At 37.3% G+C, this 17,134-nt stretch carries 19 protein-coding genes; 7 read left to right on the top strand and 12 right to left on the bottom strand.

Going from position 1 to position 17,134, the window contains the following annotated elements; genetic code table 11:
* Window positions 1–10: 10 nt before the first annotated feature.
* Window positions 11–550: a superoxide dismutase [Cu-Zn] gene (gene sodC / locus RTP99_RS14800; protein WP_000746511.1), complete on the bottom strand. Its 540-nt coding sequence runs from the start codon at window positions 548–550 to the stop codon at window positions 11–13.
* Between the two features lie 68 nt (window positions 551–618).
* Complete coding sequence (locus tag RTP99_RS14795) at window positions 619–795, bottom strand: hypothetical protein (RefSeq protein ID WP_000982762.1); 177 nt, start codon at window positions 793–795, stop codon at window positions 619–621.
* Window positions 796–960: 165 nt separating this feature from the next.
* Between RTP99_RS14795 and kapB the strand changes: the two genes are divergently transcribed.
* Complete coding sequence (kapB, locus tag RTP99_RS14790) at window positions 961–1,344, top strand: kinase-associated lipoprotein KapB (protein ID WP_001209341.1); 384 nt, start codon at window positions 961–963, stop codon at window positions 1,342–1,344.
* A gap of 41 nt (window positions 1,345–1,385) precedes the next feature.
* On the opposite strand, the gene kapD is transcribed toward kapB, so the two are convergent.
* Window positions 1,386–2,009: a 3'-5' exonuclease KapD gene (kapD, locus tag RTP99_RS14785; protein ID WP_001005369.1), complete on the bottom strand. Its 624-nt coding sequence runs from the start codon at window positions 2,007–2,009 to the stop codon at window positions 1,386–1,388.
* Between the two features lie 289 nt (window positions 2,010–2,298).
* Between kapD and RTP99_RS14780 the strand changes: the two genes are divergently transcribed.
* Window positions 2,299–3,624: an ArsB/NhaD family transporter gene (locus tag RTP99_RS14780; protein ID WP_000545221.1), complete on the top strand. Its 1,326-nt coding sequence runs from the start codon at window positions 2,299–2,301 to the stop codon at window positions 3,622–3,624.
* A gap of 54 nt (window positions 3,625–3,678) precedes the next feature.
* Here RTP99_RS14780 and RTP99_RS14775 read toward each other — a convergent pair whose 3' ends face one another.
* On the bottom strand, window positions 3,679–4,146 hold the full coding sequence (locus RTP99_RS14775) for a hypothetical protein (protein ID WP_000390059.1): 468 nt from the start codon (window positions 4,144–4,146) through the stop codon (window positions 3,679–3,681).
* 118 nt (window positions 4,147–4,264) lie between these two features.
* Between RTP99_RS14775 and RTP99_RS14770 the strand changes: the two genes are divergently transcribed.
* Window positions 4,265–4,978 (top strand): DNA alkylation repair protein, encoded by a 714-nt coding sequence (locus RTP99_RS14770; RefSeq protein ID WP_000553297.1) that lies wholly within the window; start codon window positions 4,265–4,267, stop codon window positions 4,976–4,978.
* Between the two features lie 347 nt (window positions 4,979–5,325).
* A complete protein-coding gene (locus RTP99_RS14765) occupies window positions 5,326–6,702 on the top strand; it encodes a glycine--tRNA ligase (protein ID WP_000287154.1) in 1,377 nt (458 codons plus the stop codon).
* Window positions 6,703–6,742: 40 nt separating this feature from the next.
* Here RTP99_RS14765 and RTP99_RS14760 read toward each other — a convergent pair whose 3' ends face one another.
* On the bottom strand, window positions 6,743–7,126 hold the full coding sequence (locus tag RTP99_RS14760; RefSeq protein WP_001140611.1) for a hotdog fold thioesterase: 384 nt from the start codon (window positions 7,124–7,126) through the stop codon (window positions 6,743–6,745).
* A gap of 95 nt (window positions 7,127–7,221) precedes the next feature.
* Between RTP99_RS14760 and RTP99_RS14755 the strand changes: the two genes are divergently transcribed.
* Both RTP99_RS14755 and RTP99_RS14750 read left to right on the top strand, forming a co-directional pair.
* The gene (locus RTP99_RS14755; RefSeq protein ID WP_000810316.1) at window positions 7,222–7,965 is read left to right on the top strand and encodes a DUF3298 and DUF4163 domain-containing protein; all 744 of its coding nucleotides are present in this window, start codon (window positions 7,222–7,224) and stop codon (window positions 7,963–7,965) included.
* A gap of 50 nt (window positions 7,966–8,015) precedes the next feature.
* Window positions 8,016–8,609: a biotin transporter BioY gene (locus tag RTP99_RS14750; RefSeq protein WP_001252147.1), complete on the top strand. Its 594-nt coding sequence runs from the start codon at window positions 8,016–8,018 to the stop codon at window positions 8,607–8,609.
* Between the two features lie 41 nt (window positions 8,610–8,650).
* On the opposite strand, the gene galU is transcribed toward RTP99_RS14750, so the two are convergent.
* Window positions 8,651–9,538 (bottom strand): UTP--glucose-1-phosphate uridylyltransferase GalU, encoded by an 888-nt coding sequence (gene galU, locus RTP99_RS14745; protein ID WP_011040800.1) that lies wholly within the window; start codon window positions 9,536–9,538, stop codon window positions 8,651–8,653.
* A 107-nt stretch (window positions 9,539–9,645) separates the two neighbouring features.
* Window positions 9,646–11,370, bottom strand: a complete 1,725-nt coding sequence (locus tag RTP99_RS14740; protein ID WP_001104186.1) for a phospho-sugar mutase — start codon at window positions 11,368–11,370, stop codon at window positions 9,646–9,648.
* A gap of 143 nt (window positions 11,371–11,513) precedes the next feature.
* On the opposite strand from RTP99_RS14740, the gene cdaS reads away from it, so the two are divergent.
* Window positions 11,514–12,119, top strand: coding sequence for a sporulation-specific diadenylate cyclase CdaS (cdaS, locus tag RTP99_RS14735; protein ID WP_001158738.1), 606 nt, complete (start codon window positions 11,514–11,516; stop codon window positions 12,117–12,119).
* Between the two features lie 81 nt (window positions 12,120–12,200).
* On the opposite strand, the gene pepA is transcribed toward cdaS, so the two are convergent.
* The 5 genes from pepA to RTP99_RS14710 form a co-directional block, all read right to left on the bottom strand.
* Entirely contained in the window at window positions 12,201–13,685 is a 1,485-nt protein-coding gene (gene pepA, locus RTP99_RS14730) for a cytosol aminopeptidase (RefSeq protein WP_000469184.1), read from the bottom strand.
* Window positions 13,686–13,810: 125 nt separating this feature from the next.
* Window positions 13,811–14,437 (bottom strand): 3D domain-containing protein, encoded by a 627-nt coding sequence (locus tag RTP99_RS14725; RefSeq protein WP_000920108.1) that lies wholly within the window; start codon window positions 14,435–14,437, stop codon window positions 13,811–13,813.
* Window positions 14,438–14,523: 86 nt separating this feature from the next.
* Window positions 14,524–14,841 (bottom strand): YuiB family protein, encoded by a 318-nt coding sequence (locus RTP99_RS14720; protein ID WP_000027013.1) that lies wholly within the window; start codon window positions 14,839–14,841, stop codon window positions 14,524–14,526.
* Window positions 14,838–15,344, bottom strand: coding sequence for an NUDIX hydrolase (locus RTP99_RS14715; RefSeq protein WP_000415312.1), 507 nt, complete (start codon window positions 15,342–15,344; stop codon window positions 14,838–14,840). The genes RTP99_RS14720 and RTP99_RS14715 overlap by 4 nt, the downstream gene beginning before the upstream one ends.
* A 123-nt stretch (window positions 15,345–15,467) precedes the next feature.
* Window positions 15,468–16,676 carry an NAD(P)/FAD-dependent oxidoreductase gene (locus RTP99_RS14710; protein ID WP_000856615.1) on the bottom strand — a complete coding sequence of 403 codons (1,209 nt, stop codon included), beginning with the start codon at window positions 16,674–16,676 and terminating at the stop codon, window positions 15,468–15,470.
* Between the last annotated feature and the right edge of the window lie 458 nt (window positions 16,677–17,134).

Genomic DNA, 17,134 nt, shown 5'->3' with positions numbered 1-17,134 from the left:
ACGGTAGCTTTTATTTTTTCTTCATATCCGACGCTTTTTTTACAATAACCCCACAAGCAATTCGATCACCTGATTTACCTGTCGGTTGTGTCATACCATCATCAGCATTTTCTGTAATAATAATAGACGCTCCATCTTTTCTATGAATCGTCGTTTTCCCTTCTTCAAGCGTTATATGTGGCGCATCAATTTCTGCTTTAATTTTCCCGGAACCGTCTGCAATTACGTTCGGTAAATCACCGTTTTCTGCACCCTTCGGATTAAGGAGTCCATGCTTTTTATTATCAGGGTTAAAATGATTCCCAGATGATTCAAAACGCGGTGCTTTACACTCACCAATTTCATGTACATGTATGCCGTGTGGGCCAGGTGTGAACCCTTCCCCTTTAATCTTAATTTTTACTCCGCTTGTTTGCTGCACTACTTTCGCAGTCCCCACTTCATCACCTGAAGCATTATGTAATTTCACGTCAATTTCTTTCGGCTTTCCTTGGTCACAACCTGCCATCAGAAATAGTAAACAACAACTGAAAAAAAGCCGTTTTTTCATTTTATTCCCTCCAAAATACATTCTGCCCTTAGATTGTCCGAGCATAGAGGGAAACATACAAAAATGAGTTACTGTTTCTTTTCAGCTAACAGCTTTTCTTCAACTTTCTGTAATCGATCTGCTTCTCGTTTTGATACACGAATGAACATACGCCACGTGGCAACCGCACCGATAATAAATAGAACACAAACAATCCCTGGAATAATATATTCTGTTTTATCTTCCGGAAAATATAATGGCATCATATAAATCACTCCTTATTATAGGATTCACAAGTCATCAGAATTTTCTGTTATATTATCTTAAATTATAGTGGAACCTATCCACATTCTCAAGGGGGCATTCCGAACGCGAATGATTTCTTTGACTCCTTCTTCTACTTTCCTTACTATAAACTTGAGGTGAAAAATATGAGAGAAACATTTGAAATTGGCGAAATCGTTACTGGTATTTATAAAACGGGAAAATACATTGGCGAAGTTACAAATAGCCGCCCTGGCAGTTACGTCGTAAAAGTATTAGCTGTTTTAAAACATCCGGTGCAAGGTGACTTACATAACGTAAAACAAGCTGACGTACCATTTTTCCACGAAAGACGTGCTTTAGCTTTTCGTGAACAGACGAACATTCCAGAGCAAATGGTGAAGAAATATGAAGGAGAAATTCCAGATTATACAGATTCACTCAAATTAGCATTAGAAACTCAAATGAATTCATTTTCTGAAGATGATTCACCTTTTGCAGTTCGTAGTCTAGAAACATTAGAGCAATTAAAAAAAGACTACAAACTTTAAAAAAACAAAACGACCAAATTACATACTGTGCAATTTGGTCGTTACTGTGTACTCACTTTCTTTAACACTTTTGAAAAATCAACGAGTTCCCCTAATGTTGGAGGTGCTGGTTTCACTAAATACTCTTTATCTTTTTCTACTAACTTAAAAATATTATACGTCGTCATCGCATCATCTAGCGCACAATGATGCTTACCCGTCCCTACTTTTCCATACGCCTCAATTGCTTTCCACAGTCCTGTTTGATTTCTCTCACCAAAAAACTTCTTATACTCAAGTGATAAATCACGACACTGTCCTTGGAAAGGAAAATCTACTCCCGCTTTTTCACAATTATGCTTCAACACTTTCATATCCATATTTCCCCACGTAACAATGGTCGGTTTACATCTCTTTTCATATTCTGCAAGTTTTTCAACGAGTTCTGGAAACGAAATTCCTTTATCTACGACTTCTTGTTTAATCCCTAAAAATTTCTTACATCGATCCGTTAAAGAAGGAAAAGTCTTCGGCCTAACATGAGCTGAATACGTATCTTCTACCTTACAGCCAACAACCGAAACGAGTCCTACCTCAATAATCTCCGGGAAAAATCCTTTTGGTTTTTTTCTGTGCTGGGGCATCGTAAACTCAAAATCCAAAAATAAAAATTGTTGTTCATTCATACGATCCCTTCCTTATCATCTTTGTCATTCCTTTCTATTTGACACTCCTACACGAACAAGCTCGAATGCTAATTCCATTTTAAATATTCAGATTGGATGTATCTTATATATATGTCAAATGCCCGCAAATATTTTTAAAAATAAGAAAAAGTAACAGTTGCAGAAAATATAACAAAATAAGCCCTTTCATTTACATCCGACATTTTTCTACTTTATAATGACGTTATGTGTGTTTCATCTAGTTAATTTTTGACACACTAAGAAAAGTGAATGAAAGGAGATGAGAGTTTTGCACGAAACAACGCAAGAGCTCGCAAACTGGCAGTATTATTTTGCTATCGCAGTCTTTTTAATTACATATGCCATTATTATTTCTGAAAAAATTAATCGCGCTGTCATCGCACTTCTTGGTGCAGCACTCATGGTAATTATGGGGGTTGTTGATTTACACAATGCCTTTACGAAACATATTGAATGGGGGACGATTACACTACTCATCGGTATGATGATTTTGGTGAACATTACGAGTAAATCGGGTGTCTTCCAATACGTTGCCATTAAAGCAGCAAAAGGAGCGCAAGGAAATCCAATTAAAATTTTAATTTCACTTTCCTTACTTACTGCACTTGGTTCCGCGTTTTTAGATAACGTTACAACTGTACTTCTTGTTGTTCCAGTTACTTTATCTATTACGCGCATACTGCAAGTAAATCCTGTTCCTTATTTACTTTCTGAAATTATTTTTTCAAACATCGGGGGAACAGCAACATTAATTGGTGATCCACCTAACATTATGATTGGTTCTGCCAATAAGCATTTAGATTTCAATGCTTTCTTGCTAAACTTAGCGCCAATCGTAATTATTATTATTGCTGTGACAGCAGCAATACTTTACTTCATGTACCGCAAACAATTAATCGCTGATCCTGTACAAGTTAAAAAATTAATGAGTTTAGATGAAAAACAATACATTAAAGATCCAGTATTAATGAAAAAGTCTTTAACAGTACTTGGACTTACAATTGTAGGTTTCATGACCCATTCCATTTTCCACGTTGATGCAGCTATCATCGCTTTAACTGGTGCTACTGTACTTATGTTAATCGGTGTGAAAGAACATGAAATTGAAGAAGTATTCGCAAGTGTAGAATGGGTAACAATCTTCTTCTTCGCAGGACTATTCGTACTCGTTGGAGGACTTATCGATATCGGTCTTATTAAAATGTTAGCTCAAAAAGTAATTGGCATAACAGGCGGAGATATTTCTTACGCATCTATCCTTATTTTATGGGTATCTGGTATCGCCTCTGCAACGATTGATAACATTCCATTCGTTGCAACAATGATTCCTCTTATTAACGATATGGCTGTCGGATTAGGTTTATCACCTGCTGACGCGCAAATCGACGTATTATGGTGGGCATTAGCATTAGGTGCTTGTCTAGGCGGAAACGGAACATTAATCGGCGCTTCTGCTAACGTAATCGTTGCAGGTATCGCAAGCCGAGAAGGACATAAATTTAGCTACATGGACTTCTTAAAAGTCGGTTTCCCAATTATGATCGTTTCATTAATCATTTCTCATATTTATATTTATGTACGCTACCTTATGTAGCACAAAAAGCGCCCTGCTTTCAGGGCGCTTTTTCTATCTCAAATATTACATATACTACTCGTTATACCTCACCGGCTCATTTCGAATAATGAACAAGTGAATCGGCAAGAACACCGAAAATGTGATGACATGAATAATTGTAAATAATATAGAGTTCGTTCCATATCTGTCTAAGATAGCGTAGATGAGATAAATGGATAACACAATCGATACAGCTGTTGCTAGTATACTTATAATTGGTACGAAATTAAAAATGAAACACGCGACATATATGCCGAATACTTTCCATCCTGCTTCTTCTTTCAAGAAATCTGGTAATTTATCTTTTGCTAAATCGCCCCACGTTTTACTATTTATAAAAGGAATAAAAGCAAGAACCCCATCCGTTGCACCATCATTTTTCGCCATCGTATACAGTGCAAAAGCCGTTAACAAATACGAAATAATTGCCCAAATTATGATAACAAGAATAAACGCAAAACTAAGAGCAAAGAAACCTGCTAGTACGCCTTGATCTTCCATCTTATCCTCTCCTCTCTACTTTCAACATATTTCGTTACATGGCAAGTTATGTTTTAAAATTCAACCAAACTCTCTGTATAATGAAATAAGCAAGATAATAAGAGAGGAGAATGTACTTATGCACCCATTTGTAAAAGCATTACAAGAGCACTTCATAGCAAATCAAAACCCAGAAAAAGCAGAACCGATGGCACGTTATATGAAAAATCACTTCCCGTTTCTTGGTATTCAAACTCCCGAGAGAAGACAATTATTGAAAGACGTCATTCAAATACATACTCTCCCAGACCAAAAAGACTTCCAAGTTATCGTACGTGAGCTTTGGGATTTACCAGAACGAGAATTTCAGGCAGCCGCACTCGATATGATGCAAAAATATAAAAAGCATATAAACGAAACGCATATCCCCTTCTTAGAAGAACTCATTGTAACAAAATCTTGGTGGGACACTGTCGATAGCATCGTCCCTACATTTTTAGGTAATATCTTTTTACAACATCCCGAATTGATTTCTGCCTATATTCCAAAATGGATTGCATCAGATAACATATGGTTACAACGCGCCGCTATTTTATTCCAGCTAAAATATAAACAAAAGATGGATGAAGAACTTCTTTTTTGGGTTATTGGACAACTACATTCTTCGAAAGAATTTTTCATTCAAAAAGCGATTGGATGGGTACTTCGCGAATACGCAAAAACAAAGTCCGATGTCGTTTGGGAATACGTGCAAAATAACGAACTTGCCCCGCTCAGCAGGCGTGAAGCAATTAAGCACATTAAAGAAAATTACGGAATAAATAACGAAAAAATAGGTGAGACTCTATCATAGATAGACGCGTTCCTCTATTGAGATTTAAAAAAGAACGTGTTAGAATATGTTCATTATTATTAATATAAGTAGCGATGACGGACTTATAAGTACTTGCACAAAAAGCGATTCAGGGATAGTGAAAGCCTGAAGCCGCAAGGAAACGGCAGTCTCGAGCAATACGTGATAAAGTGGATGCACCTTTTGTGTATCAACTAGGGTGGAACCGCGGGCAAACGCTCGTCCCTAGGCAATAAAGCCTTGGGATGAGCGTTTTTTTATGTTTTTTAAAGCATATACTGCTCGTTTCACAAGTTACCTGAGCACGTCATCGCCAATACGTTAACTTTCAAAAGGAGGATTTTATTATGTATTCAATGGAACAAGTAGTAAACTTAGCGAAACATCGCGGTTTCGTTTTCCCTGGTTCTGAAATTTACGGTGGTCTTGCAAACACTTGGGATTATGGTCCACTTGGAATCGAATTAAAAAATAACGTTAAAAAAGCTTGGTGGAAAAAATTCATTCAAGAATCTCCATACAACGTTGGTTTAGACGCAGCTATTTTAATGAACCCAAAAACTTGGATCGCTTCTGGTCACGTTGGTAACTTCAACGATCCAATGATCGACTGTAAAAAATGTAAAGCGCGTCATCGTGCTGACAAATTAATTGAAGATGCATTAGATGCAAAAGGCATCGAAATGGTTGTTGATGGTCTTACTTTCGACCAAATGGCTGACTTAATGAAAGAACATGAAGTAAAATGTCCTGATTGCGGTAGTGAAGAATTCACTGAAATCCGTCAGTTCAACTTAATGTTCAAAACATTCCAAGGTGTTACAGAGTCTAGCACAAACGAAATCTTCCTTCGTCCTGAAACAGCACAAGGTATTTTCGTAAACTTCAAAAACGTACAACGCTCTATGCGTAAAAAACTTCCATTTGGTATTGGCCAAATCGGTAAGAGCTTCCGTAACGAAATCACGCCTGGTAACTTCACATTCCGTACACGTGAATTCGAACAAATGGAACTTGAATTCTTCTGTAAGCCTGGTGAAGATTTAGAGTGGTTCGCATTCTGGCGTGAAACTTGTAAGAACTGGTTACTTTCACTTGGTATGACTGAAGAAAGCATGCGTCTTCGTGACCACGGTGAAGAGGAATTATCTCACTACAGTAACGCAACAACTGACATTGAATTCAAATTCCCATTCGGTTGGGGCGAACTATGGGGCGTTGCATCTCGTACAGACTTCGATTTAAAACGTCACATGGAACACTCTAACGAAGACTTTAACTATATCGATCCACAAACGAATGAGCGTTACGTACCATACTGCATCGAGCCATCTTTAGGTGCTGACCGCGTAACATTAGCATTCTTATGTGATGCTTATGAAGAAGAGCAATTAGAGAACGACTCTCGTACAGTTCTTCGTTTCCACCCTGCTTTAGCACCATATAAAGCAGCAATCTTACCATTATCTAAAAAGCTATCTGAAGGTGCTACTGAAGTATTCGCAGAACTAGCTAAAGACTTCATGGTAGACTTTGACGAGACTGGTTCTATCGGTAAACGTTACCGTCGTCAAGACGAAATCGGTACTCCATTCTGTATCACATACGACTTCGACTCTGTTGAAGACAAAGCTGTTACAGTACGTGACCGTGACACAATGGAACAAGTTCGTATGCCAATTAGCGAACTAAAAGGTTTCTTAGAGAAGAAAATCCAGTTCTAATTATAAGAAAAAGAGGCTGCTCTAATGAGCGCCTCTTTTTTTACTTTTCACGTTTTTCTTTAATTGCTACTGTACATCTTGAAATACATAATAAATCGTCATTCTCATCAATGATACGTACATCCCAAACCATCGTTGAGTTTCCTCTATGTATCGGTGTTCCGATCGCTGTTACAATTCCATCTTTCTTTGAGCGAATATGATTTGCATTAATTTCTAGACCGAAACAGATGCATTTTTCTTGATCAATTAAATTGTATGAACCGACACTTGCTACTGTTTCCGCCAACGCAACAGAAGCACCACCATGTAAAAATCCAAATGGCTGATGCGTACGCTCATCTACGGGCATCGTAGCAACCACCTTATCTTCTGTCATCTCTAACAACTCAATTCCAAGTGAATCCATTAAAGTTTTTGCCATATCGTTTCCCCCTTCTCTTACTTTAATAAAATGTATAATTTTACCTATTTATTTTCAAACTACTTATAACACTTATATAAGGAGGTTTCACCTAAATGAAACAGAAATTTTGTATATTACTGCTTATGTGCTCCTTGCTGACTATTGTACCAAATTGTGCACTAGCAGCCAAAGCATCCAACCTGACAATCGATGTTCAGACTGTCACACAAAAAGGTAAGAAACCTTATATAGAATATCAAATTAACAGACCTTCTTTTCATAACTTTTCCGATTCTAAATTTCAAAATAAGCTCAATTTCTATTACAAAAAATCTACTGACAAATTTAAAACCAAATTAGAAAAAGACGCAAAAAAATATTATAAAGAAACAGAAGGATCAAGTACACCATTTCATCCGTACGTGGCGAATGTTGATTATAAAGTCTCTTTAAATAAACCACCTTTTCTTAGCCTATATTTGAATTACTATCAATATACAGGCGGAGCACATGGTCTTTATACGTGGAAGGCAAACACATTCGATTTAAACGAAAAAAAGTTACTACACTTAGACGATTTATTTCAACAAAAAGATGCATACAAAGAAGTAATTCGTGCTGAGATTGTAAGACAAATTAAACAAAATGAAAGTATTTATTTTCCTGATGCATCTGAAAAAGTCATGAGCACGAAAAAGTTCCACTTCTTTTTAGAACCGGACAATCTCGTCATTTATTTCCCTTTATATGAAATTGCCCCTTATTCAAGTGGAATTCCGCAATTTCGTATTCCTTATACGTTGTTAAGAGACTATTTGAAGCCTTCTTATCAAAATATTTTAATTGACAACAAGTAAATCTTTTCGCTACGATAATGTTAACCTAAAAACAACAGGAGGTTAACATTATGAGAAGATTTCATGTTTTAGATTTAGCATTAGCTGCCATGTTCGTTGCTCTTATGGCCATTGGTGCAAATATTGTATCTTGGGCACCATTCTTACAAATAGCGGGCGTCCCACTATCTATGCAACCATTTTTCGCAATTTTAGCAGGGCTTCTTCTTGGAAGTAGACTTGGTGCATTATCAATGACCGTTTACATGCTCGTTGGAGTAGCAGGTGCGCCAATCTTCGCTAACTTCAAAGCTGGATTTGGAGCACTTTTAGATCCTACTGGTGGCTTTATTATTGCATTTATTATCGTTGCTTACGTATCAGGAAAACTAGTAGAACAAAAAGAACGACCGACATTCAGTACATTTACAATTGCTTCGTTCACAGGAATCATTTTAACGTATATTATCGGTACTACTTACATGTACGGAGCAGTCAATCTCTTCATGGGTGGTAATATGAGCTATAAAGCGGCTTGGATGATTATGATGTGGTTCGCAGTAAAAGATATTGCATTTACCATTATCGGTGCTATTATCGCACCTCGTATATACTATGCTGTACGTCGTTCCGCTTATCAGCATTCTCATTCGACGATTTCATAAGAAAAAGGAGTTGTTCCTACTGGAACAACTCCTTTTTTATATTAAGACTCTTGATTCGTTTGTTCTTCTAAAATTTTCTTCATCATCGTAACCATGTCATCACGTAATTCTGGGTGTTGCAGTGCCATTTCGATTGTTGTTTGAACAAATCCTAACTTTTCACCTACGTCGTAGCGCTTTCCTTCGAAGTCGTAAGCGAATACACGTTGAATTTCGTTTAAGCTTTGAATCGCATCTGTTAACTGAATTTCGCCACCAGCACCAATATGTTGCTGGTCTAAGAACATGAAGATTTCAGGTGTTAAAACGTAACGTCCCATAATTGCTAAGTTTGAAGGTGCTGTACCTGCTGCTGGTTTCTCAACGAAATTGCGAACTTGGTAACGACGTCCTTCCTGCTCTAACGGATCGATAATTCCGTAACGGTGTGTTTCATCTTCTGGAACCGTTTGTACACCAATAACAGAAGAAAGCGTTTTATCATATTCTTCAATTAATTGACGTAAACATGGTTTTTCAGCTTGAACGATATCATCACCTAATAAAACAGCGAATGGCTCATCACCAATGAATTTACGCGCACACCAAACAGCATGACCCAATCCTTTTGGTTCTTTTTGACGAATATAGTGAATGTCTACCATTTTTGAAGAAGCCTGTACTTTTTCAAGTAACTCATACTTTTTCTTTTCTAATAAGTTTTGCTCTAACTCAAATGCATTATCAAAATGATCTTCAATAGAACGCTTCGTTTTACCAGTAACGATAATAATATCTTCGATTCCTGATTTTACTGCTTCTTCTACAATGTATTGGATAGTTGGTTTATCAACAATCGGTAACATTTCTTTCGGCATCGCTTTCGTTGCTGGTAAAAAACGTGTTCCTAATCCAGCTGCTGGGATTATCGCTTTTCTTACTTTTTTCATCACAAAATACCCTCTCTCCTGTCGGAATTCATAGCAATCATTTCCTACATAAAACAAAAGGGAGGTTTCGCTCCCTTTTGTTCCTTACTACTTAAAATTACTTTATATTATAAACGATTCATAATATCTTCTTTAATAGTAAGTAACTTTTGTTCACTATTTTGTAAAGAATTATCTTGAACACCGAAGTAGAACTTAATCTTCGGTTCAGTTCCAGATGGACGTAGGCAGAACCAAGAACCATCTTCTAATTGATATTTTAACACATTTGATTTCGGCAAGTGAATCTCTTCTTTATGTCCATCTTGTAAAGATGTAATCATGCTCGCTTTATAGTCTTCAACTGCTACAACTGTTAAGCCCGCTACTTCTTTCGGAGGATTTTCACGGAATGTTGCCATCATTTCTTGAATTTGTTCCGCTCCATCTTTTCCTTTTAGCGTTAACGATACAAGATCTTCACGGAAGAAACCGTACTTCTCAAACACTTCTAATAGACCATCGTATAACGTTTTACCTTGTGATTTGTAGTATGCAGCTACTTCACATGCAAATAGAACAGATTGTACTGCATCTTTATCACGGCAGAATGGACGGATTAAATAACCATAGCTTTCCTCATAACCGAATTGGAATTCGTATTGTCCGCTTTCTTCATACTGTTTAATTTTCTCACCGATAAATTTAAATCCAGTTAACGTATCAACTGTATCTAAACCGTATGCTTTCGCGATTGTACGACCAATTTCAGACGTTACGATTGTTTTTAATACAACACCGTTCTCTGGTAGTGTTCCGTTTTCTTTCTTTTGAGATAATAAGTAATCAAGCATTAATGCACCTGTTTGGTTACCAGTTAATACTTGGAACTCACCATCGTGATTACGAACTGCTACACCAAGGCGGTCTGCGTCAGGATCCGTTGCGATTAACACATCTGCGCCTACCTTCTCACCGTCACGAATTGCATATTCAAATGCTGCATGCTCTTCTGGGTTCGGTGATTTTACTGTAGAGAAGTTCGGATCTGGTAACTCTTGCTCTTTTACAACTGTTACATCTGTAAATCCAACTTCTTTTAAACCACGGCGTACAGAAATATTTGATGTTCCGTGTAGTGGTGTGAAGACGATTTTTAAATCTTTCCCAACCTTTTGTACCATTTCTTTATTAATAATGACATTGTTCAATTCTGCAGCATATGCATCATCGACTTCTTGTCCAATAATATGTAATAAACCGTCAGCTTTTAATTGCTCCACATCAGCAACCTCAACTGTTAATTCATCTTCTACTGCGTTTACGTAGCTAATTAATTCATCAGCTTCTTTTGGAGGCAACTGCCCACCATCTTCACCGTATACTTTATAACCGTTATATTCAGGCGGATTATGACTTGCCGTAAGAACGATTCCACTCACTGTATGTAAATGACGAACTGCGAAAGAAAGCACTGGCGTTGGACGTAAGCTTTCAAACACATATGTTGTAATGCCGTGTGCACCTAGTGTAGCAGCAACTTCCATTGCGAACTCAGGTGATTTATGGCGAGAATCATACGCTACAACAACACCACGCTTCTTCGCTTCTTCACCTAACTTTTCAATAAACTTCGCTAATCCTTGTGTCGCTTTACGAACTGTGTATACGTTCAGACGGTTCGTACCAGCACCAAGTTCACCACGCATACCACCTGTGCCGAATTCTAGATTTTTATAAAAGCTGTCCTCGATTTTTTTCTCATCTTGCTTCATGTTTTCTAACTGTTCTTTTAGTTCTGCATCTAACTCTGCATATGAAAGCCAGCGACTAAATTCTTGTTTCCAGTTCATACCTCTATCCCCTCTCGCTTGTCATACCTTTATTATATGAAAAAAACAACCTGTATCTCAATATTTTTTACAATCTAACAGGATTTTACTAGGAATATTTGTATACACTATGATTAAATACTCCACTAAAGGGAATGAGGATTATGCAAGAATGGGGCTTGTCAGAAGAGCTCAAAATACAAACAAAGCAAATGATTGAAATTGCTGAAAAAGAATTATCAATTATGAGGCAGGCAATTGATAAAGAAGATGAATGTATTTTGTGCAAGATGGAAGATATTCATCATATGTTAGCAAATGTACAAACACTGGCAGCTACATACTATATTCAAGCGTATTTATCACCTTATACAGAAAGCTCACAGTTCATTACAACAGCTGTTCAACATTTAAGTGCCAGAAAACATGGTGCTCTTATTGTTGTGGAACGAAACGAGCCACTTGAATCTTGTATTCAAACTGGAACAACATTACATGCTCATTTAACCGCACCACTGCTCGAATCGATTTTTTATCCAGGGAACCCTCTTCACGACGGAGCCGTTCTCGTTAAAAATAACCATATTGTTTCTGCTGCTAATATTCTTCCATTAACGAAAAGTACAGAAGTTGATCCTGAACTCGGAACACGTCACAGAGCTGCAATTGGCTTATCAGAAAAAAGCGATGCCCTTATTTTAGTTGTCTCTGAAGAAACGGGCCGCACTTCCTTTGCTTTAAACGGGACTTTATATACAATTTCTCTATAAAGTAAAGTTACATCGGCCGTAACACCATATATCAATAAAAAAGGCTGTTCCAAAATGTAGGAACAGCCTTCTCTTATTATCCTATTCTTCTCCGAAACGTTCAACAAGCGTTGCAAGTGTACGTACCATTGCACCTGTCGCTCCAGCTGGTCCTAAATCATGCGCTCCTGATGATTCAGATGTTCCAGCGATGTCTAAGTGTACCCAAGGTGTATCTTCAGCGAATTCACCTAGGAATGTACCTGCCATAACCGCATGTCCTTCGCGGCCTGGTGAGTTATTTAAATCAGCAAACTTACTGTTTCTCACGCGCTCTTTATCACGATCAAAAATCGGTAATTGCCAAATTGATTCATCTGTTTCCATAGATGCCTCTAGTACTTGCTCGAATAACTCTTCATTGTTTGTCATTGCACCTGTCGTATGATTTCCAAGTGCAACAATTACTCCACCTGTCAATGTCGCAACATCAATAAGGTAGTTTGCACCTAATTTTTTCGCATACGTAATACCGTCAGCTAATGCTAAGCGACCTTCTGCATCTGTATTTAATACTTCAATTGTTTTTCCGCTCATAGATGTGATTACATCGTCTGGCTTAAATGCTGTACCACTTACAACGTTATCTGTTGATGGAATAACAGCGATCACATTTTGCTCTGGGCGAAGTTCACCGATAATTTCCATCGCACCTAATACAGCAGCCGCACCGCCCATATCACCTTTCATACCGACCATGCCTTCACGTGGTTTTAAAGAATAACCGCCTGTATCGTATGTGATTCCTTTTCCAACGAATCCAATAACATCTGTCCACTCTTCTTTTCCTTTATAAATAAGAGCGATCATTTTTGGTGGCTCTACACTACCTTGGTTTACTGCAAGTAGCGCACCCATACCAAGCTCTTCCATCTCTTCTTTCTCAAGAACTTTATAATCCATATCATACTTCTCAGCTAACTCAACGGCATACTCAGCAAGCTTCGTCGCTGTTAATACGTTTGGCGGCATATTTACAAGTGTACGAGCTGAATTTGTTGCACGTCCATGTACGTAGCCAACTGTTAATGCGGCTTCAATTTCTTGTGTATCTTCCGCTGTAATAGCCGTGAACTTCTCTAGCTCCACACGATCCTTTTTATCTGATTTATACGTTTGTAACTCATATGTACCAAGGCCTTGTACTTCTGCTGCGATATGAGCGACATCAATCGCGTCTAATTTCTCTGTTACGAAAGAATCAAGCAAGATTGCTGCATCTTGTACTTTTGCTGCTTGCAATGTTTTAAATGCCTTACCAAGAGCTGCACGTAATATTTCTGTCGTATAAGATTCTTTCTTACCTAAACCAACGAAATAATAGCGTTTCACATTTGTTTTTCCTAAACTATGTACTTTTGAAATAGCTTTCTTCTTCGTAGAAAGTTCTTTCTCTTCTAATAAAACTTGTAATTGTCCTTCAAACGCTTTGTCCAGTTCTTTTACAAAACTACTCGTTTTCTCTTCTTCAAATAAGGCAACAATCACCGCTTCATGGCTTCCTAATTCTTTTTGTACGTGAAACATGTTCAGACCCCCTAAATTTCTCTACTCTATCTTTATTATAACTTTATTTTCGATAAAATGCGACAATTCTAACTTCTGTTACATCCGATATAAAATTAAAAAAGTCTAGGGTAATTACCACTAGACTATCTTTGTTTTAAATATTGACCACGAAACACTTGCATCGTTTCGTCTTGATTTAACATCGTTAACTCTTCTTCTGAAAACTTACCATTTCCTAGCTTAACTATATACACATTTACTTTTTTCTTACCCCATTGGCTATAAACATCTTTCACCGTATCATAATACAAATCAAGACGGTTTCCTTTTATTGCACCGCCCTTATCAGCTACTACACCATACCCATAACCTGGTATGAATAAAATTGTTCCAATCGGGAATACGCGTAAGTCCGCTGCGATTGTGGAATATAAATCCCTTTTCGCCTTAACACCTGAATATGTAATACCATACTCCGGATGTCCCGGCCTCTTACCAGTTGACTCAATTCCCGATGTATAACCTGTTGCAGTCATTTCAATTGAACGATATTTAGACCAGTCATTTGCCTGCTCTAAAGCATTTATCACTTCTTTACTCGGAGCAACATTTCTCTTAACTTCTGCTGCATGTACTTCTTTTGCACTCGTTCCCTCATATTTCTTTACAATCTCTAATAAAGAAACTCCTGTGAAAGCATTCCATGTTACGCATAATGCGGATACAAGTAAACAAGTCATCATAATGCGAATACAATATCGTTTTAACATTTTTATATTCCACACTCCTTCATCGTTAATCATTCCCTATACGATGAAAGAATATGCAAAAAAATAATCTCCAATTGCATTGGAGATTAAAACATTTGATATCCGCTTTTCCGAAGTTTCTTAATGACGATTCCTGCTAAAACAGCACCAACCAATCCAGTAGATAAAATAAACAAATCTGCTTGTCCTAAATGCGATACACTTGTCCCAAATGAAGAGAATGTTTCTTTTGGCTTTGAAAAATAATCCCACATACTCGCCTTATTAATAATAAGCATACAAACAATCGGATATACAATAACCATTACCCATGTCGCTCGCAATATCATGTTGAGTAAAAATCCAATTCCAAAAAACAAAATGAAAAATAACATCATTGAAATAAGTAATACCGGTATACTCACTCTTTCTCCCTCTCCTTCGTACGTGCCGTAAATACGTGATAGGCTGTATAACCAAATTGCTCTCCTGGATTTAATGTTTTGTCCATTTCAAGATGTAATTCTGATTGTCTTTCTAACAAATATGTAATAAGCACAGACGTATTTGGATCGTCCGCAATCGTATCCGGATGTAGAAACGCTACTTCAGACAATTCCTTCTCCTGTACAATAATCTCTTCCCCTTCAGGCTCCAAAAGGAAAATAATCATATTATCACTAATCTCATTGCGAATCACACCCGATCTAACACCAATGATCCCCTTCACATGAGCGACAATACCTGTCTCTTCTAACACTTCACGCTTCACAGCTTCATCAACGGTCTCACCTTCATTTACAAAACCAGCCGGTAAAGACCATTTCCCCTTTAATCCACTGTATTTCTTCTTAACGAATAGCCACCTGCCATCTTTTGTAGCTACTAGGCCACTGACAGCTAACCATACTTTTCCTCGCTTCTCCATGATGTAATAACCTCCTCCATTAGAACGGACAGAATATTCTTTCTTTTTTATATATTATACTATATTTTTTAAATGAAAAAAGCAGAAACAGCTCTTAGCCGTTTCTGCTTTTTCTACTATATATTAAAAGAACTTTAATTTACCTTTTTTAAGAACTAATAAAGGTCCACCTAATAAGAATAGGTAACGGTTATCGATAACTTTCTTCATGAAGGAAGCTTTCCAACCTGTTAACTTTTTGCCCATAACAACGCCCATTGCATCGTCATGACCTAAAGAACATACAGATCCTTTATTGTCGAATACGAATTTCTTCATTTCGCCTTTACCACGAACTAACACAGTTAAGTTGTGCGCAATGTTGTAACCTTGTTGAATTGCGATCTGTGCTGTTGGTGGGTATGGACGGTTAATTTCTTCGTTAATGATTAACGCTGCGTCACCAACCATGAATACATCTTCGTATCCTGGAGCGTGCATGTACTCATCAACTTTTACACGTCCGCGCATTGCTTCAAAACCAGACTCTTCCACAATACCGTTACCACGAACACCTGCAGCCCAAACTACTGTTTCAGACTTAATTAATTCAGTGTCATCGCCATTCGCAACGATAATACCTTCTTCAGTTGCTTCTTTAATTGCTGTACCGATGCGGAATTCTACACCTTTTTTCTCAAGTTGTTTCACAGCGTATTCTACTAACGCTGGATCGAAACCTGGAAGTGCTGTTGGAGCAGCTTCTACACAGATAATACGTGCTTTTTCACGTGGTACATTGTACTGTTTACAAAGTTCAGGAACGCGGTTTGCAAGCTCACCTACGTACTCGATACCAGTAAATCCAGCACCACCAACAACGATTGTTACTAACTCATCGCGCTTTTCATCTGCATATTTAGCGAAGCTAGCTTCCATATGCTCACGAATTTGACGAGTTGCATTAATGTTAGCGATTGAGAATGCATGCTCTTTTAATCCTGTAATTCCGAATGTTTCTGATTCGAAACCAAGACCGATTACTAAGTAGTCATATTCTAACTCGCCGTCTTTTAAGATAATGCGTTTTTCAGCAGCTTTAATTTCTACTACTGTATCTTGTACAAAGTTCACTTTATTTGTATCAATAACGTCTTGAATATCTAGACAGATTTTTTCATCTTGTAATGTACCAGCTGCGCTCTCGTGTAACCAAGTCGCTTGGTAGTGATAGCTGTTGTTGTTTACTAACGTAATTTCAGCTTCATTTACAGATAATGCTTTTTGCAGACGAACAGTCGTAATCATCCCGCCATAACCTGCACCTAAAACTACGATTTTTGGAGTCTTCACCAAATCACAACCCTTTTCTTTATATAATAGTAATGAAAAATAATACCAAGTACTAAAAACTCTATTTGTCAAGAATGTGGAATTTATCACATTCTATATCATAACAAAACACAGTCAAAAAATCGTACGAATTTTGTCATAGAAATTTAACATAATACTTCCCTATATTAGTCGGTTTTATTCCAGAATTCAAGCGTCTGGAGAATTATCAATATTTTAAAATAACATAGCGTTTTCAAGGGTTTTTCAGCCTTTTTTTCATGTATTTTCCTTTCTGTATATTTTATACAATGTAAAAAACATCTATGCGAAAACTTACACACAATTCAGTCGTTTTCAGAAGTATTATGAACTCAAATATGCTATCATTTATTTGAAAGTGTCATCATTTGCAGGATTTTCGTGTACATATGAACAATATATGAAATCAATATCAAAATTCCATCTATAGGGGGAAT

Origin of the sequence: Bacillus sp. (in: firmicutes) (genome assembly GCF_031983925.1) — a bacterium.
Lineage (GTDB): Bacteria > Bacillota > Bacilli > Bacillales > Bacillaceae_G > Bacillus_A > Bacillus_A pacificus.
The sequence above is the reverse complement of the archived record's forward strand: the minus strand, read 5'-3'. Positions and strand labels throughout refer to the sequence as shown.